Origin of the sequence: Streptomyces sp. NPDC051578 (genome assembly GCF_044454045.1) — a bacterium.
In the GTDB taxonomy this organism is placed as follows: Bacteria; Actinomycetota; Actinomycetes; order Streptomycetales; family Streptomycetaceae; genus Streptomyces.
The window spans coordinates 112,112-130,482 of the sequence record NZ_JBITDH010000001.1 but is presented as its reverse complement, the minus strand read 5'-3'; the positions used below and the strand labels follow the sequence as shown (position 1 = coordinate 130,482).

Below are 18,371 nucleotides of genomic sequence, written 5' to 3'. Positions count from 1 at the left end.
GCTGAGCGGCTCAGTCCCAGTCCCAGGCGATGCCCAGGATGCCGCGCCGGACCGACTCCTCCACGAGGTGCACCGCCCGGTGGCGTCCGCTCGGGGTCAGGTCCGTCAGTGCGGTGCGCGGCGCGCCCGGGCCGCTGCGGGTGAAGCGCCGGCAGCGCACCGGCAGGGCCGCCTCGTCGAAGCGGACCTGGAGCACGTACTGCCCGCCGGTGTAGGCGAACCCGCGTACGTACTCGGTGCACCGGCCGCCCGTGCCGTCTTCGAAGCCGTAGCCGAAGAGGTACGTGTCGCCGCTGCGCAGCCGGGCGTCGAAGAGCAGCTCCGCGACCACCACCCCGGCCTCGCGGTGCCACCGCACCCGCCCGGTCCGGCAGTTCTCGCCCGCGCGGACGCGGATCCGCTCCGGGTCGCAGCCCGGGTCGCCGTGGTGGACGGCGAGGTAGCGGTCGACACCGTCGCGGTGGGCCCGTACGACGTGCTGCGAGGTGCGGTCCAGCAGTTCACCGCGCGCGCCGACGCGCACCCGCTCGTGGTGGCCTACCGTGTGGAGGCCGCCGTCGGCGGGCAGTTCCAGGCCGGCCAGCAGCTCGTCCACCGCCGCGCCCGCACTGACCAGGGCCCGGTAGGAGCGGGCGGGCGGACGGCTGGGTGCGGACCGGGCGGCCTGGGGTGCGGGCAGCAGCCGCAGTAACGTTCCCTCGGGCAGTTCCAGGATCTGCTCCAGGGCCCGTACGGCCCTCAGCGACTCGGGGCGCTGAGGGCGCCGGGCGCCCTGCTGCCAGTAGCTGAGGCTGGTCACGCCGACCTTGATGCCCTGGGCCGCGAGCCGGTGCTGCACCCGGTGCAGGGGCAGGCCGCGGGCGGTCAGCGCGGCGCGCAGCGCGAGGTGGAAGGGGCCGCCGCGCAGCAGTCGCGGCAGGTCCGGGTTGCTGTCGGCGCTCGGCCGCACGGCGTGCTCCCTCCTGTGAACGTTCACGTGCGGCGGGGCGGCGGACCGCGCCGGTGACTTCTGTGGTCCAGGTGACAGGACGGCCGCCGTTCACACCGGCGACCCGCCGTTCACACCTCGATGTCACCGTGCATTGAAGCCTGTTGACCTGATCGCGACAACACCCTGATGCTCCCCTCAGCGTCCGGACGCGCTCCTCCATCCCCACTCCCCCCACGGGAGGAACGCGATGCGCAATCCCCACCGGCGGCTTTCCCTGGCCGCCTTCCTCACCGCCCTGCTGTTCGCACTGCCCGCCGGCACCGCCACCGCCGCCGATGCCGGCACGCAATCCGCCCTGTCCTACAACCGCCTCGACATCACGATGCAGGCGCAGCAGAAGACCAACTGGTGCTGGGCCGCCTCCGGCAACACCATCGCCACCTGGTTCGGCCGCAACTACAGCCAGAACCAGTTCTGCAACGCCGCCTTCAACCGCCAGCAGGGCACCGAATGCCCCAACAGCCAGGCCACCTTGGGCAACGTCCAGACCGCCCTGCGCTGGGCCGGCATCAGCTCCGGCTCGTACGTGACCGGCTGGCTCCAGTACTCGACCGTCCAGAGCGAGATCAACGCCGACCGGCCGATCGAGACCCGCATCCAGTGGTCCAACGGGGGCGGCCACATGCACGTGCTGTACGGGTACGACACCGCGAGCAGCTGGGTGTACTGGGGCGACCCCTGGCCCTCCAACAACCGCTACAACTGGGCCTCCCACGCCTGGTACGTCGACAACAGCACCTTCTCCTGGACCCACTCCCTCTACCGGATCGGAGCGTGACCGCGTGAACGCCGACCAGCTGCGTACCGCCGCCGTCGCGGTCCTCGCCACCGCCGCCTGCCTGGCGCTGGCACCGCAGGCGCAGGCGGCGCCCGTGCCCCAGCCGCAGTCCGCGACCGCCGAGGTCAAGGCGGCGGCGGGGCAGGCGGCCGCCGCGCCCGCAACGATGGCCACCCTGTCCCGGTTCTTCGCGCGGGAGGGCAAGGTGGCGGTGAGCGCCGCCCAGCCGCGGGTGGAGGGCGAGGCGATCCCGGTGAACTACCTCTCGCCGGACTTCGTGGCGGGCAAGGCCGGGGCGCCGGTCGCCCGGCTGGAGTTCCTCGCCAGCAAGGCGGTGTCCTCGGACGGTCAGCAGGCCGCGCTGTGGACGGCGCGGACGGAGTCCGGGTGGCAGGTGGTGAACATCGCCACCGGAGACGACGAGTTCCGCTACGCGCGGCTCGGCGCGGAGAAACTGCCCGGCGGGACGGTGTTCCGGGAGCCGCAGATCGACGCGTGGTACGTGGCCCAGGGCGTGAAGGTGCTGCCGCTGGACGAGGACGCGGAGCGGGCCGTCGGAGCCGGGGGCACGAGCCTGGCCGCGTATCGGGCGCGGGTCGCCCGGGCGTACGGGGACAAGCTGCCGGGGTCGGCGTACGCGAAGGCCGGCGAGGCCGGGGGCTACGCGGACGGCTCCGCCGGCAGCTCCCCGGACATACCGGTCGGCGCCGCCGCCGGAGGCCTGGCCCTGGCCGGCGCCGGTGCCGGACTGATCCTCCGCCGCCGCCGGCCCCTGCGCCGGCCCTAGCCCCCCGGGCCCTGCCGCCCCGAGGCGCCGCGGCACCGCACCCCGCCGCGTTGCCGGAGCTCCCCGCCCCCGCCGGACCCTGCCGCCCCGCCAGGCGGCAGGGCCCGCCGACGGGCCCATCCTGGGCCCCGCGCCTCTGTTCACCTGCCCGGCCGGGTCGCGTTCGCGACCTCGCGGGCTCCGGCGGGGAGCCCGCCGGGCCCCGTCCCGGGGGTCCGCTGCGCGGGGCCGTTCCCCCTCCCCGCCCCTTCCCGAAACCGGGGGCGGGCCCCCGGCCCCCCGGGCCGGGCTCTGCGCCCGCGCCTCAACCGCCGGGCGGCGGAGCCTCCCGGCGCTCCGCCCCCCCCGCCCCGGCCCCGGGGTGGGCACCCCCCGCCCCGGCCCGGGCGCTGACCCCGCCCCCCCCCGCGCCGGGCTCCGCCCCGTCACCGCCCTCGGGTGCGAGCCCCCGGCCCGGGGGCTCACCCCGTCCCCCCGCACCCGGCCCGGGCGCTCCGAGCTCGGGCCCTCGATCGCCGGGCGGGTTCGGTGACGGCCCGTTCCCGGCGCGGGCCGGCCACGGGATCCGGTTCACCACCCCCGGCCGGGGGAGAGGCGTGGGGTGGGTTGTCCGTGGGCGACAGTAGGGTGGTTGGCATGGCCGACCCTTCCAGCTACCGCCCCCAGCCGGGGCAGATCCCCGAGTCCCCGGGCGTCTACAAGTTCCGCGACGAGCACCGCCGGGTGATCTACGTCGGGAAGGCCAAGAGCCTGCGCCAACGCCTGGCCAGCTACTTCCAGGACGTCGCGAACCTGCACCCCCGTACCGCCACGATGGTGACGACCGCCGCCTCCGTCGAATGGACCGTCGTCTCCACCGAGGTCGAGGCGCTCCAGCTCGAATACTCCTGGATCAAGGAGTTCGACCCCCGGTTCAACGTCAAGTACCGGGACGACAAGAGCTACCCCTCCCTCGCCGTGACGATGAACGAGGAGTACCCCCGGGTCCAGGTCATGCGCGGCCCCAAGAAGAAGGGCGTGCGCTACTTCGGGCCCTACGGACACGCCTGGGCGATCCGCGAGACCGTCGACCTGATGCTCCGGGTGTTCCCCGTGCGGACTTGCTCCGCCGGCGTGTTCAAGCGCTCCGCCCAGATCGGCCGCCCCTGCCTGCTCGGCTACATCGGCAAGTGCTCCGCACCCTGCGTCGGCCGCGTCACCCCCGAGGAACACCGCGAACTCGCCGAGGATTTCTGCGACTTCATGGCGGGGCGGACGGGGACGTACCTCTCCCGGCTCGAAGCGCGGATGCACGAGGCCGCCGAGGACATGGAGTACGAGAAGGCCGCCCGGCTGCGCGACGACATAGGCGCACTGCGCCGGGCCATGGAGAAGAACGCCGTCGTGCTCGCCGACGCCACCGACGCCGACCTCATCGCCGTCGCCGAGGACGAGCTCGAAGCCGCCGTGCAGATCTTCCACGTACGCGGCGGCCGGGTCCGCGGCCAGCGCGGATGGGTCACCGACAAGGTGGAGGCCGTCGACACCGCGGGGCTGGTCGAGCACGCCCTCCAGCAGCTCTACGGCGAGGAGAAGGGCGAGGCCGTCCCCAAGGAGGTGCTGGTTCCCGCCCTGCCCGAGGACACGCCGGTGCTCGGCCAGTGGCTCGCCGAGCGGCGCGGCTCGCAGGTCAGCCTGCGCATCCCGCAGCGCGGGGACAAGAAGGCCCTCATGGAGACCGTCCACCGCAACGCGCAGCAGTCCCTCGCCCTGCACAAGACCAAGCGGGCCGCGGACCTCACCACCCGCTCCCGCGCCCTGGAGGAGATCGCCGAGGCCCTGGAGCTGGACGGCGCGCCGCTGCGCATCGAGTGTTTCGACATCTCGCACCTCCAGGGCGACGACGTCGTGGCCTCGATGGTCGTCTTCGAGGACGGGCTGGCCCGCAAGAGCGAATACCGGCGCTTCCAGATCAAGTCGTTCGAGGGCCAGGACGACGTCCGCTCCATGCACGAGGTGGTCTCCCGGCGTTTCCGGCGCTACCTCCAGGAGAAGTTGAAGACGGGCGAGTGGTCCCCCGAGGACGGGGAGGCGGACGGCCCGGAAGAGGACGACGGGCGCCCCAAGCGCTTCGCGTACCCGCCGCAGCTCGTCGTGGTCGACGGCGGCCGGCCGCAGGTCGCGGCCGCCAAGCGGGCCCTGGAGGAGCTGGGGATCGACGACGTGGCGGTGTGCGGCCTCGCCAAGCGGCTGGAGGAGGTGTGGCTGCCCGGCGAGGACGACCCGGTGGTGCTGCCCCGCACCAGCGAGGGCCTCTACCTGCTCCAGCGGGTCCGTGACGAAGCCCACCGCTTCGCCATCCAGTACCAGCGCAACAAGCGCGCAAAGCGGTTCAAGGCGGGCCCGCTGGACGAGGTGCCCGGCCTCGGCGAGAGCCGCAAGCAGGCCCTGATCAAGCACTTCGGTTCGGTGAAGAAGCTCAGAGCGGCGACAATCGACCAGATCTGCGAGGTCCCGGGCATAGGCCGCAAGACGGCCGAGACCGTGGCCGCCGCGCTCGCCCAGGCCGTCCCCGCCCGTCCTGCCGTCAACATGGCGACAGGAGAGATCATTGAAGACGAGTCCGAACGGGGGACAACGCCATGACCGAGCGACCGGCGAACGACCACGCTGTGAACGACCACGCGGTCGATGACCACGCGGCCGACGCGGCAGACCGGAACGACGCAGCAGACCGGAACGACACAGAGCACGACCGAGACGGAGCACAGGTGAGTACGGGCACGACAGTGGAGCCCGGCGATACCGCCGAGGCGGCCATCCCCGAGCTGGTGATCATCTCCGGGATGTCCGGGGCCGGCCGCAGTACCGCGGCCAAGTGCCTGGAGGACCTCGGCTGGTTCGTCGTGGACAACCTCCCGCCGGCGCTGATCCCCACCATGGTGGAGCTCGGCGCCCGCTCGCAGGGCAACGTGGCGCGCATCGCCGTCGTCGTGGACGTCCGCGGCCGCCAGTTCTTCGACGCGCTGCGCGAGTCCCTCGCCGACCTGGAGTCCCGCGGCGTCACCCGCCGCATCGTCTTCCTGGAGTCCTCCGACGACGCGCTGGTCCGCCGCTTCGAGTCGGTCCGCCGCCCGCACCCTCTCCAGGGCGACGGACGCATCGTCGACGGCATCGCCGCCGAGCGGGACCTGCTGCGCGAGCTGCGCGGTGACGCCGACCTCGTCATCGACACCTCCAGCCTGAACGTGCACGAGCTGCGCGCCAAGATGGACGCCCAGTTCGCGGGCGACGAGGAGCCCGAGCTGCGGGCCACCGTCATGTCCTTCGGCTACAAGTACGGCCTCCCCGTCGACGCCGACCTCGTCGTCGACTGCCGGTTCATCCCCAACCCGCACTGGGTCCCGGAGCTGCGCCCCTTCACCGGGCTCAACCCCGAGGTGTCGGGGTACGTGTTCAGCCAGCCCGGCGCCAAGGAGTTCCTGGACCGGTACACCGAGCTGCTCCAGCTCATCGCCACCGGCTACCGCCGCGAGGGCAAGCGGTACGTGACCATCGCGGTCGGCTGCACGGGCGGCAAGCACCGCAGCGTGGCCATGTCCGAGAAGCTCGCGGCCCGCCTCGCCTCCGAGGGAGTAGAGACCGTCGTCGTCCACCGGGACATGGGGCGCGAGTGACCGGACGCTCCCTGCGCCTGCGCCGCCTGCGCCGGCTCGCCCCCGGCCGGGGCGAGGACGGCGCGGGCCGCACCGGGCGCCGCGCCGCCGCCAAGGTGGTCGCGCCCAAGGTCGTCGCCCTCGGCGGGGGCATGGGCCTGTCGGCCTCCCTGGCCGCGCTGCGCCGGATCACCGGCGAGCTCACGGCCGTGGTCACCGTCGCCGACGACGGCGGTTCCAGCGGCCGGCTCCGCGAGGAGCTCGGCGTGCTGCCGCCCGGGGACCTGCGCAAGGCGCTGGCCGCGTTGTGCGGGGACGACGAGTGGGGCCAGACCTGGTCCCGCGTCATCCAGCACCGGTTCCAGTCGGCCGGGGACCTGCACGAGCACGCCGTCGGCAACCTGCTGATCGTCGCCCTGTGGGAGCAGCTCGGCGACCCCGTGCAGGCGCTCGACCTGGTCGGCAAGCTGCTCGGCGCGCAGGGCAGGGTGCTGCCCATGTCGGCGGTCCCGCTGGAGCTCCAGGCGCTGGTCAAGGGCCACGACCCGGCGCGCCCGGAGGACGTGGACACGGTACGGGGGCAGGCCACGGTGGCCCTGACCCCCGGCGAGGTGCTGTCCGTGCAGGTCGTCCCGGGTGATCCGCCGGCCGTGCCGGAGGCGGTCGCGGCCGTGCTCGACGCGGACTGGGTGGTGCTCGGGCCGGGGTCCTGGTTCTCGTCGGTGATCCCGCACCTGCTGGTGCCGGAACTGCTCGACGCGCTGATCGCGACGAAGGCCCGCAGGGTGCTCTCGCTGAACCTCGCGCCCCAGCCCGGCGAAACAGAGGGCTTCTCTCCGCAGCGTCATTTGGAGGTTTTGGCCCGACACGCCCCTAAACTCGCCCTGGACGTGGTGTTGGCCGACGAGGCCGCCGTGCCCGATCGCGAGTCCCTGGCCGATGCCGCAAAACGGTTCGGCGCCGCGGTCGAGCTGGCGCCCGTGGCCAGGCAGGACGGGGCTCCGAAGCACGACCCGGAGCTGCTGGCCGCCGCGTACGACCGTATTTTTCGGATGCATGGAAGGATCGGCCCATGGCGATGACGCCCGCGGTGAAGGATGAGATCTCCCGCCTCCCCGTCACCCGGACCTGCTGCAGGAAGGCGGAGGTCTCGGCGATCCTTCGGTTCGCGGGCGGGCTGCACCTGGTGAGCGGCCGCATCGTCATCGAGGCGGAGCTCGATACGGGCATCGCCGCCCGGCGCCTGCGCAAGGACATCCTGGAGATCTTCGGGCACTCCTCGGACCTGGTGGTGATGGCCCCGGGCGGGCTGCGCCGCGGCAGCCGCTTCGTCGTCCGCGTCGTGGCCGGCGGGGACCAGCTGGCCCGCCAGACCGGTCTGGTGGACGGGCGCGGGCGCCCCATCCGCGGCCTGCCCCCGCAGGTCGTCTCCGGGGCCACCTGTGACGCCGAGGCGGCCTGGCGCGGCGCCTTCCTGGCCCACGGCTCGCTGACCGAGCCGGGCCGGTCCTCCTCCCTGGAGGTCACCTGCCCGGGACCGGAGGCCGCCCTGGCCCTGGTGGGTGCCGCCCGCAGGCTCTCGATCGCCGCGAAGGCGCGCGAGGTGCGCGGCGTGGACCGGGTCGTGGTCCGCGACGGCGACGCGATCGGCGCGCTGCTGACCCGGCTGGGCGCCCACGAGTCGGTGCTGGCGTGGGAGGAGCGCCGGATGCGGCGCGAGGTGCGCGCCACCGCCAACCGTCTCGCGAACTTCGACGACGCCAACCTGCGCCGCTCGGCGCGGGCCGCGGTGGCCGCCGGAGCCCGTGTGCAGCGAGCGCTGGAGATCCTCGGCGAGGAGGTCCCCGAGCACCTCGCCGCAGCGGGCCGGCTGCGCATGGAGCACAAGCAGGCCTCCCTGGAGGAGCTGGGCGCGCTCGCCGACCCGCCGCTGACCAAGGACGCGGTCGCGGGCCGGATCCGGCGGCTGCTGGCGATGGCCGACAAGCGGGCGCAGGACCTGGGCATCCCGGGCACGGAGTCGAACCTCGACCTCAGTGAGGAACTGGCCGACAACATGGCCGGCTGATCCTCCCCGAGACTCCCCCTTCCCTGGCGGTCTGCGCCCCGAGCAGGGAGGACACGGGCCCGCACGGGTGATCGTGCGGGCCCCCCGTCGTACGCCCCATTGACATGGGCATGGACGATCGTGAGCCTGGCTCCCAACGCTTTCGTGGCAGACGACGCCCAGGGGGGCACATGAGGCACCGCGCGAGATCGATCCTCGCCGCAAGCGCACTCGTCATCGGAACCACACTCGCCGCATCACCCGTAGCGGCACACGCCCGGCCCGCGGCGGACGGCGGAGCCGGACCGGCCTCCGACGAGGTCCGGGTCTACGACGCCGACATCACCAAGGAACAGCTCCCGCTCGTCCTCGCCGCCGGCCAGGACGCCCACGAGCTGGCCGAGCACCCGCCCCAGACCGGTACGGCGAAGGTCGAACTGTTCCTCACCGCCGGGCAGGCCCGGGGGCTCGCCGCACAAGGCGTCAAGATCGCCGAGCGCAAGACCGCCGCGACCGCCCGCGCCGAAGCCCCCGGGGACGGCGTCTTCCGCCCCTACAGCGGCAAGGGCGGCCTCCAGGAGGAGATCCTCAAGACCGCCCGGGACAACCCGTCGCTCACCAAGGTCGTCTCCATCGGCAAGACCGGCCGGGGCAAGGACATCCTCGCCCTGAAGGTCACCAAGGACGCCAAGAAGACCAAGGACGGCTCCAAGCCCTCGGTGCTCTACATGTCCAACCAGCACGCCCGCGAGTGGATCACGCCCGAGATGACCCGGCGGCTGATGCACCGGACGCTGGACACCTACGGCAAGGACCAGCGGATCACCAAGCTGGTGGACTCCACCGAGCTCTGGTTCCTGCTCTCCGCCAACCCCGACGGCTACGACTACACGCACGCCCCCGACGGTCAGCGGCTGTGGCGCAAGAACCTGCGCGACAACGACGGCGACGGCAAGATCACCGCCGTCGACGGGGTCGACCCCAACCGGAACTTCGCCTATCGCTGGGGCTACGACGACGAGGGCTCCTCCGAGAACCCGTCGAGCGAGACCTACCGGGGCCCGGGCCCGAACTCCGAGCCCGAGACCGTCGCCCTCGACGCGTTCGAGAAGCGTGTCGGCTTCGCGTACGCGATCAACTACCACTCGGCCGCCGAGCTGCTGCTCTACGGAGTGGGCTGGCAGGTCGCCACGCCCACGCCCGACGACGTGGCCTACAAGGCGCTCGCCGGCACCCCCGGGCACTCGGCCATCCCCGGCTACTACCCCCAGGTGTCCTCGGAGCTCTACACCACCAACGGCGAGGCCGACGGCCACGCGGCCAACGTCAACGGCGTCATGATGTTCACGCCGGAGATGAGCACCTGCCAGACGGCCTCCGCAGTCGATCCGACCGACCGGTGGAAGCCCGAGGACTGCCCGTCCGTCTTCAACTTCCCGGACGACGAGAAGCTCATCCAGGCCGAGTTTGCCAAGAACGTCGCCTTCGCGCTGTCGGTCGCCGAGAGCGCCGCGCACCCGGACCGGCCGGTGTCCTCCGTCGGCCTGAGCGCCGCCGACTTCACCGTGGACCCCTTCACCACCTCCTACGTGCAGCGCGGCGAGGACCAGACCGTCTCCGTCACCGCCCGCAAGGCGCTGCAGGACAAGCAGCTCAAATTCCGCGTCAACGGCGGCCGCACGCACGACGACGGGCTCAAAGCCTGGAAGGGCGGTGACGTCTACGGCGGCGACGACAACAACTGGTTCGACGAGTACCGGGCCGAGGTGGACGGCACCAAGCCGGGTGACAAGGTCGAGGTCTGGTTCACCGGCCGCGACCGCGGCAGGGAGGTCTCCAGCGAGCACTTCACCTACACGGTCGCCGAGAGGCCCCGCGACGCCGACGTCCTCGTGATCGCCGAGGAAGGCGCCAAGGCCACCCACGCCCAGGAGTACGTCGACGCCCTGCGCGCCAACGGCAGGAAGGCGGCCGTCTGGGACGTCGCCACCCAGGGCGTCCCGCACCACCTCGGGGTGCTCTCCCACTTCCGCACGGTCGTCCACTACACCGGGGCCAAGAGCCCCGGCGGCGACACCCAGCTCGCGGTGCGCGACTTCCTCAACGAGGGCGGCAAACTGATCGAGGCCGGCGAGCTGGCGGGCGGCGACGCCCAGATCGGCCGCGCCGCCACCGACGACTTCAGCCAGTACTACCTCGGCGCCTACGGCCGGGCCGACGTCAGCGGGCCCACCGCCTTCACCGGCGCGGGCGCCCTCACCGGCGCCAAGGGCGCCCTCGGGAACGCGGCGGACAACCCGCTGGACCACCCCGCTTCCTACTCGGTGACCTCCGAGACCCTGCCACCGGCGCGCTTCCCGCAGTTCAAGAGCGCGCAGGCGGGTCAGTACGCCGGGATCGTGAACCCGTACGCCCCCTACGCGGGCACCGGGATGGCCGCGGCCACCCACGCGGACAACGAGTGGAAGCGGCTGACCCGCACCATCGACCTCACGGGTGTCACGGCCGCGGACAAGCCCCAGCTCAAGGCGGCCCTCAACTGGAACACCGAGCCGGGCTACGACCACGCCGTCCTGGAGGCGCACACCGTCGGGGCGGAGAACTGGACCACGCTGCCCGAGGCAGGAGGCCTCAGCAGCACCGCCGTCCCCGCCGAGTGCGAGGCCGGATTCTTCATCAACGGACACCCCTTCCTGCGCCATTACCTCGACCTGGGCGCCGGCGGCTGCGCGCCGCACGGCAGCAGCGGGGCGTGGAACAGCTTCACCGGCTCCTCGGGCGGCTGGAAGCAGGTCTCCTTCGACCTGAGCGCCTACGCCGGCAAGTCCGTCGAGCTGTCACTGTCGTACGTCACCGACGGCGGGGCGGGCGGCCGCGGCGTCTTCGCCGACGAGGCGAGGCTCAACGTCGCCGGGGCGGACCAGGCCGTCGAGGGCTTCGAGACCTCGCTGGGGGCGTGGACGGCGCAGGACGCACCGGCCGGCAGTCCCGTCGTCCCGGGCGACTGGTACAGGTCCGGGGAGCTGTTCAAGTCGTACGCCGCTGTCACTACGCGTGACACGGTCCTGCTCGGTTTCGGCCTGGAGCACCTCCCGACGGCGGCCGACCGCGCCGTACTCGTCGGTAAGGCACTCCGTTCACTGAACCACTGATTCCAGGCTTAGCGGGCCCTCACTCCGGGTAACGGGGACAAGGTCTCAGAGGTCCCGTACCGGCCCGTCCGGTACGGGGCCTCGCGGTGTCATTCCTGGGAAGCAGGGGAGTGTCAGCCGTCGGCCGATGTCACTCAGAAGCTCACGGAGAGGTAGGGTCGTAAGCGGTCGGGGACATCCCATACAGCTCGCCGGGGGACTTTTACCGGCGCACCAACGAGGAGATCGGTTCGTGACGATCCGCGTAGGCATCAATGGTTTTGGTCGTATTGGCCGCAACTACTTCCGGGCGCTCCTTGAGCAGGGAGCGGACATCGAGATCGTCGGTGTCAACGACCTGACTGACAACGCCACTCTGGTGCACCTGCTCAAGTACGACACCATCCTCGGCCGCCTCAAGGCCGAGGTCTCGCACACCGACGACACCATCACCGTCGACGGCAACACCTTCAAGACGTTCGCCGAGCGCGACCCCGCCAACCTGCCCTGGGGCGAGCTGGGCGCCGACATCGTCATCGAGTCGACCGGCATCTTCACCAAGAAGGCCGACGCCGCCAAGCACATCGCGGCCGGCGCGAAGAAGGTCCTCATCTCGGCCCCGGCCAAGGACGAGGACATCACGATCGTGATGGGCGTCAACCAGGACAAGTACGACGCGGCCAACCACCACGTCATCTCCAACGCCTCCTGCACCACCAACTGCGTGGCGCCGATGGCCAAGGTCCTCGACGAGAACTTCGGCATCGTCAAGGGCATGATGACGACGGTCCACGCGTACACCAACGACCAGCGCATCCTCGACTTCCCGCACTCGGACCTGCGCCGCGCCCGTGCCGCCGCCGAGAACATCATCCCGACCTCGACCGGTGCCGCCAAGGCCACCGCGCTGGTCCTCCCGCAGCTCAAGGGCAAGCTGGACGGCATGGCCATGCGCGTCCCGGTCCCGACCGGCTCGGTCACCGACCTCGTCCTGGAGCTCTCCCGCGAGACCACCAAGGAAGAGATCAACGCGGCGTTCCAGAAGGCCGCCGAGGGCCAGCTCAAGGGCATCCTCGACTACACCGAGGACGCGATCGTCTCCTCCGACATCGTGAACTGGCCCGCGTCCTGCACCTTCGACGCGTCCCTGACCATGGTTCAGGACGGCAACCAGGTCAAGGTCATCGGCTGGTACGACAACGAGTGGGGCTACTCCAACCGCCTCGTCGACCTGACGGTGTTCGTCGGCGGTCAGCTCTGATCGTCACCGCAGGCAGCAGCACGATGTGAGGCACAGGGTCCGAGTGGCGCAATGAGGCGCCGCACGGGCCCTGTGGCTTGTCTCGTACCCTCTCACCCAGGTCGGGACGGAAACCCCGCGTGGGGATAAGGAGTAGAAACACATGAAGACGATCGACGAACTTCTCGCCGAGGGCGTCGTGGGCAAGCGGGTCTTCGTCCGCGCGGACCTCAACGTGCCGCTCGCCGGCACCGAGATCACCGACGACGGGCGCATCCGCGCCGTCCAGCCGACCATCGCCAAGCTCGCCGAAGCCGGCGCACGCGTGATCGTCGCCTCGCACCTGGGCCGCCCCAAGGGCGCCCCGGACCCGGCGTTCTCGCTCGCCCCCGCCGCCAAGCGGCTCGGCGAGCTGCTCGGCGCGGACGTCGCGTTCGCCACCGACACCGTCGGCTCCTCCGCCAAGGAGACCGTCGCGGCCCTCGCCGACGGCCAGGTCGCCGTCATCGAGAACCTGCGCTTCAACGCCGGGGAGACCTCGAAGGACGACGCCGAGCGCGGCGCCTTCGCCGACCAGCTCGCCGAGCTGGCCGACCTCTACGTCGGCGACGGCTTCGGCGCCGTCCACCGCAAGCACGCGTCGGTCTTCGACCTGCCCGCGCGCCTGCCGCACGCGGCCGGCTACCTCATCGCCACCGAGGTCGGCGTCCTCAAGAAGCTGACCGCCAAGGTCAAGCGCCCGTACGTGGTCGTACTGGGCGGCGCCAAGGTCTCCGACAAGCTCGCCGTCATCGACCAGCTCCTCGGCAAGGCCGACCGCATCCTCATCGGCGGCGGCATGGCGTACACCTTCCTCTACGCCAAGGGCTTCGAGGTCGGCATCTCCCTGCTCCAGAAGGACCAGGTGGACGTCGTCAAGGAGTACATGGCCCGGGCCGAGAAGAACGGCGTCGAGCTGGTCCTGCCGGTTGACATCCTCGCGTCCGCGGACTTCCCCGACCTCAAGGGCAAGACCCCGGCCGACTTCATCACCGTCGACGCGGACGCGATCCCCGCCGACAAGGAGGGTCTGGACATCGGTCCCAAGACCCGTGAGCTGTACGCGTCGAAGATCGCCGACGCGGAGACCGTCTTCTGGAACGGTCCCGTGGGCGTCTTCGAGCACCCCGACTACGCCGGAGGCACCAGCGCGATCGCGCAGGCCCTCGTCGACAGCAACGCGTTCACCGTGGTCGGCGGCGGAGACTCCGCCGCCGCGGTGCGCACGCTCGGCTTCGACGAGAACGCTTTCGGCCACATCTCGACCGGTGGCGGCGCCTCCCTCGAATACCTCGAGGGCAAGACGCTCCCCGGCCTCGCCGCACTGGAGGTCTGACCCTAAATGACCACGCGCACCCCGCTCATGGCGGGCAACTGGAAGATGAACCTCAACCACCTCGAGGCCATCGCGCACGTCCAGAAGCTCGCCTTCGCGCTCGCCGACAAGGACTACGACGCCGTCGAGGTCGCGGTCCTGCCGCCCTTCGTCGACCTGCGCTCCGTCCAGACCCTGGTCGACTCCGACAAGCTGAAGATCAAGTACGGCGCCCAGGACATCTCGGCGCAGGACTCCGGTGCCTACACCGGCGAGATCTCCGGCCCGATGCTGGCCAAGCTGGGCTGCACCTTCGTGGCCGTCGGCCACAGCGAGCGCCGCCAGTACCACGGCGAGAGCGACGAGCTCTGCAACGCCAAGGTCAAGGCCGCCTACCGCCACGGGATCACCCCGATCCTGTGCGTCGGCGAGGGCCTGGACGTCCGCAAGGCCGGCCGGCAGGTCGAGCACACGCTCGCCCAGGTCGACGGCGGCCTGGCCGGGGTCCCGGCCGAACAGGTCGAGTCCATCGTGATCGCCTACGAGCCCGTCTGGGCCATCGGTACGGGCGAGGTCGCCACCCCCGAGGACGCCCAGGAGGTCTGCGGGGCGATCCGCGGCCGGCTGGCCGAGCTGTACTCGCAGGAGCTGGCCGACAAGGTCCGCATCCAGTACGGCGGCTCCGTCAAGTCCGGCAACATCGCCGCGATCATGGCCCAGCCCGACGTCGACGGCGCCCTGATCGGCGGCGCGGCACTGGACGTGGACGAGTTCGTCAAGATCGTCCGCTTCCGGGACCAGTAGGGCCCGGCCGTCCCCGCAGCGAGTATGCGCCAGGACGGATCCGTCGTACCCTTGCGGGGGCCAGGAGGCGGCACCACCAGCCACTGGCCCCCGCGCCCGGCACAATCGGATGGCCGGAACAGCCAGGAAAGTAGGAACCAGCCGTGATTCTGGGGTTCTCGATCGCCCTGATCGTCTTCAGCGCCCTGCTGATGCTGCTCGTGCTGATGCACAAGGGCAAGGGCGGTGGCCTTTCCGACATGTTCGGCGGCGGCATGCAGTCGTCGGTCGGCGGCTCCTCGGTCGCCGAGCGCAACCTGGACCGCATCACCGTCGTGATCGGCCTGCTGTGGTTCGCCTGCATCGTCGCGCTCGGCCTGCTGAGGAAGTAACCCGCAAGCCGACCGTTCCGGCCATAGTGCCGGTCCGCCGCGCCCCCTGCGGCCTATCATGGGCTCCTGCGGGGGCGCCCCCTGCAGTTGCTGGACGGCCGCCCGGCCTTACGTAGACTTGGGCGCCCGCAGCGGAAAACCCCTCACGCTCCGCGGCACCATCAGGCAGGGAGTTACGACCGTGGCAAGTGGCAACGCGATCCGTGGAAGTCGGGTCGGAGCGGGGCCGATGGGCGAGGCCGAGCGCGGCGAATCCGCGCCCCGCCTGCGCATCTCCTTCTGGTGCTCGAACGGGCACGAGACGCAGCCGAGCTTCGCCAGCGACGCACAGGTACCGGACACTTGGGACTGCCCGCGCTGCGGCTTCCCCGCCGGCCAGGACCGGGACAACCCGCCCGCGCCGCCGCGCACCGAACCGTACAAGACGCACCTGGCCTACGTGCGGGAGCGGCGTACCGACGCCGACGGCGAGGCGATCCTCGCCGAGGCGCTCGCCAAACTCCGGGGCGAGATCTGAAAGTCGGCCCTTGCAGGTCGCACTGGAGAGTGACTCGGGGCCCGGCCCGCGGGAGAGAACAATCCCGCGGGCCGGGCCCCTTTGTGCGCGTTGTCCCCCTTCTGATCCCTTAGGTTGGGGCGTGGCGGGGCACAACAGGACGGAAGAAGTGGGTTGATGTCCGAGATGAACGCAGACAGCCGTAAGACGAGGCTCAACCGGACGCCCGAGTGGCTGGCACTCGGCAAGCACCGGGAAGCGCTGGGGCAGACGCATCTGCGGGAGCTGTTCGAGACGAATCCCGGCCGGGGCGCCGGCTACACCCTGCGGGTCGGGGACCTGCACATCGACTATTCGAAGCACCTCGTCACCGACGAGACGCTCGCACTCCTGCGCGAACTGGCGTCGGCCACCGGCGTGGCCGAGCTGCGCGACGCGATGTTCCGCGGCGAGAAGATCAACACGACGGAGGACCGGGCGGTCCTGCACACCGCGCTGCGCGCGCCCCGGGACGCGGTGGTCGAGGTGGACGGCGAGAACGTCGTGCCCGCCGTGCACGCCGTGCTCGACAAGATGTCCGCCTTCTCCGAGCAGGTCAGGTCGGGGGAGTGGACCGGGTTCACCGGCAAGCGCATCAAGAACGTCGTCAACATCGGCATCGGCGGATCGGACCTCGGTCCGGCGATGGCCTACGAGGCGCTGCGCGCCTTCACCGACCGCGGGCTGACCCTGCGCTTCGTGTCCAACGTGGACGGCGCCGACCTGCACGAGGCGCTGCGGGGACTGGACCCCGCCGAGACGCTGTTCATCATCGCCTCCAAGACGTTCACGACCATCGAGACCATCACCAACGCCACTTCGGCGCGGACCTGGCTGCTGGCCGGCCTGGGCGGTGACGACGCGGCGGTCGCCCGGCACTTCGTGGCGCTGTCCACCAACACCGAGAAGGTCGGGGAGTTCGGCATCGACCCGGCCAACATGTTCGGGTTCTGGGACTGGGTCGGCGGCCGCTACTCCTTCGACTCGGCCATCGGACTCTCCCTGATGATCGCGATCGGCCCGGACGCCTTCCGGGAGATGCTGGGCGGTTTCCACACCGTGGACCAGCACTTCCGTACGGCGCCGCCGGAGCAGAACGCGCCGCTGCTGATGGGCATGCTGGGCGTCTGGTACGGGGGCTTCTTCGACGCGCAGTCCCACGCGGTGCTGCCCTACAGCCACTACCTCTCGCGGTTCACCGCGTACTTGCAGCAACTGGACATGGAGTCCAACGGCAAGTCCGTGGACCGCGACGGCGATCCGGTGGACTGGAACACCGGGCCGGTGGTCTGGGGCACGCCCGGCACCAACGGGCAGCACGCGTACTACCAGTTGATCCACCAGGGCACCCGGATGATCCCGGCCGACTTCATCGGCTTCGCCCGCCCGGTGGCGGAACTGGAACCCGAACTGGAGGCCCAGCACGACCTGCTGATGGCGAACTTCTTCGCGCAGACCCAGGCGCTGGCCTTCGGCAAGACGGAAGAGGAAGTGCGGGCGGAGGGCGTCCCCGAGGCGCTGGTGCCGCACAAGACGTTCCGCGGCAACCACCCGACCACGACGATCCTCGCGCAGGAGCTGACGCCGGCGGTACTGGGCCAGCTGATCGCCCTGTACGAGCACAAGGTGTTCGTCCAGGGCGCGGTGTGGAACATCGACTCGTTCGACCAGTGGGGCGTCGAACTGGGCAAGGTGCTGGCCAAGCAGGTCGAGCCGGCCCTGGTCGACGGCTCCCACGTCGAGGACCTCGACCCGTCCACCCGGGAGCTGGTGTCCACCTACCGCAAGCTGCGCGGCCGCTCCTGATCCGGCGGGCGGGTGCGGGGGCCGCGGCAGGCCCCCGCACCCGCCCGGACCCGGTCTAGGCCGGCGGGTAGAGGCCCGGGGGCAGCTTCGCCGCCGCCGGGCGGTCCAGCAGCCACAGGGTGCGGCTGCGCCCGTACGCGGCCGCCGCCGGCGCCTGGACATCGCCCGCGCCGCCGAGCGCGATGGCCACCGCGCCCGCCTTGTCCTCGCCCGCGGCCAGCAGCCAGACCTCGCGCGCCGCCCGGATCGCCGGGAGGGTCAGCGAGACCCGGGTCGGCGGCGGCTTGGGCGCCCCGTGCACCCCGACCACCGTGCGGTCGGCCTCGCGCGCCGCCGGGTGCTCCGGGAACAGGGACGCGACGTGCGTGTCCGGGCCGACACCCAGCATCAGCACGTCGAAGGTGGGGACCGGGCCGTGGTCCTCGGGCCCCGAGGCCTTGCGGAGCTCCTCGGCGTAGGCCGCCGCCGCGGCGTCCACGTCCGCCCCGTACGGGCCGTCCGAGGCCGGCATCACGTGGACGCGCGCCGGGTCGACGGGGACGGCGTCCAGCAGCGCCTCCCGGGCCTGGACGTGGTTGCGCTCGGGGTCGTCGGCGGGGACGTAGCGCTCGTCGCCCCACCACAGGTCCAGCCGGGCCCAGTCGATCGCGTCCCGGGCCGGGGCCGCGGCGAGCGCGGCCAGCAGGCCGTTGCCGTTGCGGCCACCGGTCAGCACCACCGAGGCGCTGCCGCGGGCCGCCTGCGCGTCCACGACCTTCGTGATGAGCCGGGCCGCGGTGGCCTGGGCCATCAGTTCCTTGTCCCGGTGGACGACGACCTGGGGAGTCGTCATACCCATGTGCGTGCCGCCTTCTTGCTCGTGCGGAAAGGGAGCGGCCGCCGGCCGGATCCC

15 protein-coding genes are annotated in these 18,371 nt (G+C 71.6%); 13 read left to right on the top strand and 2 right to left on the bottom strand.

What is annotated here, in order from left to right; translation table 11 throughout:
• Positions 1-10: 10 nt before the first annotated feature.
• Positions 11-949: a hypothetical protein gene (locus tag ACIA6C_RS00620; RefSeq protein ID WP_399271890.1), complete on the bottom strand. Its 939-nt coding sequence runs from the start codon at positions 947-949 to the stop codon at positions 11-13.
• A gap of 229 nt (positions 950-1,178) precedes the next feature.
• Here ACIA6C_RS00620 and ACIA6C_RS00615 point away from each other — a divergent pair, with 229 nt between their 5' ends.
• From ACIA6C_RS00615 to pgi, 13 genes are all read left to right on the top strand, one after another.
• Positions 1,179-1,769 carry a papain-like cysteine protease family protein gene (locus ACIA6C_RS00615; RefSeq protein ID WP_399271888.1) on the top strand — a complete coding sequence of 197 codons (591 nt, stop codon included), beginning with the start codon at positions 1,179-1,181 and terminating at the stop codon, positions 1,767-1,769.
• 4 nt (positions 1,770-1,773) lie between these two features.
• Complete coding sequence (locus ACIA6C_RS00610; RefSeq protein WP_399271886.1) at positions 1,774-2,556, top strand: hypothetical protein; 783 nt, start codon at positions 1,774-1,776, stop codon at positions 2,554-2,556.
• 636 nt (positions 2,557-3,192) lie between these two features.
• Positions 3,193-5,181: an excinuclease ABC subunit UvrC gene (uvrC, locus tag ACIA6C_RS00605; RefSeq protein ID WP_399271884.1), complete on the top strand. Its 1,989-nt coding sequence runs from the start codon at positions 3,193-3,195 to the stop codon at positions 5,179-5,181.
• A complete protein-coding gene (rapZ, locus tag ACIA6C_RS00600; protein WP_361136185.1) occupies positions 5,178-6,212 on the top strand; it encodes an RNase adapter RapZ in 1,035 nt (344 codons plus the stop codon). Before uvrC ends, rapZ begins: the two co-directional genes overlap by 4 nt.
• The gene (yvcK, locus tag ACIA6C_RS00595; protein WP_361136187.1) at positions 6,209-7,273 is read left to right on the top strand and encodes a uridine diphosphate-N-acetylglucosamine-binding protein YvcK; all 1,065 of its coding nucleotides are present in this window, start codon (positions 6,209-6,211) and stop codon (positions 7,271-7,273) included. The genes rapZ and yvcK overlap by 4 nt, the downstream gene beginning before the upstream one ends.
• Positions 7,264-8,259: a DNA-binding protein WhiA gene (gene whiA, locus ACIA6C_RS00590; protein ID WP_030237199.1), complete on the top strand. Its 996-nt coding sequence runs from the start codon at positions 7,264-7,266 to the stop codon at positions 8,257-8,259. Before yvcK ends, whiA begins: the two co-directional genes overlap by 10 nt.
• Positions 8,260-8,429: 170 nt before the next feature.
• Positions 8,430-11,390 carry a M14 family zinc carboxypeptidase gene (locus ACIA6C_RS00585; RefSeq protein ID WP_399271880.1) on the top strand — a complete coding sequence of 987 codons (2,961 nt, stop codon included), beginning with the start codon at positions 8,430-8,432 and terminating at the stop codon, positions 11,388-11,390.
• A 232-nt stretch (positions 11,391-11,622) separates the two neighbouring features.
• Positions 11,623-12,630 carry a type I glyceraldehyde-3-phosphate dehydrogenase gene (gene gap, locus ACIA6C_RS00580; RefSeq protein ID WP_361136190.1) on the top strand — a complete coding sequence of 336 codons (1,008 nt, stop codon included), beginning with the start codon at positions 11,623-11,625 and terminating at the stop codon, positions 12,628-12,630.
• A 142-nt stretch (positions 12,631-12,772) separates the two neighbouring features.
• Positions 12,773-13,984 carry a phosphoglycerate kinase gene (locus ACIA6C_RS00575; RefSeq protein WP_399271878.1) on the top strand — a complete coding sequence of 404 codons (1,212 nt, stop codon included), beginning with the start codon at positions 12,773-12,775 and terminating at the stop codon, positions 13,982-13,984.
• A gap of 6 nt (positions 13,985-13,990) precedes the next feature.
• Positions 13,991-14,767, top strand: a complete 777-nt coding sequence (tpiA, locus tag ACIA6C_RS00570) for a triose-phosphate isomerase (protein ID WP_361136193.1) — start codon at positions 13,991-13,993, stop codon at positions 14,765-14,767.
• Positions 14,768-14,916: 149 nt separating this feature from the next.
• Entirely contained in the window at positions 14,917-15,138 is a 222-nt protein-coding gene (gene secG, locus ACIA6C_RS00565) for a preprotein translocase subunit SecG (RefSeq protein WP_190182709.1), read from the top strand.
• 181 nt (positions 15,139-15,319) lie between these two features.
• Positions 15,320-15,655, top strand: coding sequence for an RNA polymerase-binding protein RbpA (locus tag ACIA6C_RS00560; protein ID WP_007263454.1), 336 nt, complete (start codon positions 15,320-15,322; stop codon positions 15,653-15,655).
• Positions 15,656-15,820: 165 nt separating this feature from the next.
• Positions 15,821-17,479, top strand: coding sequence for a glucose-6-phosphate isomerase (pgi, locus tag ACIA6C_RS00555; protein ID WP_399274407.1), 1,659 nt, complete (start codon positions 15,821-15,823; stop codon positions 17,477-17,479).
• 55 nt (positions 17,480-17,534) lie between these two features.
• Here the strand turns inward: pgi and pgl are convergent, their stop codons facing one another.
• Positions 17,535-18,311, bottom strand: coding sequence for a 6-phosphogluconolactonase (gene pgl / locus ACIA6C_RS00550; RefSeq protein ID WP_361136228.1), 777 nt, complete (start codon positions 18,309-18,311; stop codon positions 17,535-17,537).
• Positions 18,312-18,371: the final 60 nt, after the last annotated feature.

What these genes read in the sequence shown, in the direction of transcription:
- ACIA6C_RS00585 (WP_399271880.1), top strand. Translation starts at nt 8,430, where the DNA reads ATGAGGCACCGCGCGAGATCGATCCTCGCCGCAAGCGCACTCGTCATC.
- rapZ (WP_361136185.1), top strand. Translation starts at nt 5,178, where the DNA reads ATGACCGAGCGACCGGCGAACGACCACGCTGTGAACGACCACGCGGTC.
- tpiA (WP_361136193.1), top strand. Translation starts at nt 13,991, where the DNA reads ATGACCACGCGCACCCCGCTCATGGCGGGCAACTGGAAGATGAACCTC.
- whiA (WP_030237199.1), top strand. Translation starts at nt 7,264, where the DNA reads ATGGCGATGACGCCCGCGGTGAAGGATGAGATCTCCCGCCTCCCCGTC.
- ACIA6C_RS00615 (WP_399271888.1), top strand. Translation starts at nt 1,179, where the DNA reads ATGCGCAATCCCCACCGGCGGCTTTCCCTGGCCGCCTTCCTCACCGCC.
- pgl (WP_361136228.1), bottom strand. Translation starts at nt 18,311, where the DNA reads ATGACGACTCCCCAGGTCGTCGTCCACCGGGACAAGGAACTGATGGCC.
- pgi (WP_399274407.1), top strand. Translation starts at nt 15,821, where the DNA reads ATGAACGCAGACAGCCGTAAGACGAGGCTCAACCGGACGCCCGAGTGG.
- uvrC (WP_399271884.1), top strand. Translation starts at nt 3,193, where the DNA reads ATGGCCGACCCTTCCAGCTACCGCCCCCAGCCGGGGCAGATCCCCGAG.
- ACIA6C_RS00575 (WP_399271878.1), top strand. Translation starts at nt 12,773, where the DNA reads ATGAAGACGATCGACGAACTTCTCGCCGAGGGCGTCGTGGGCAAGCGG.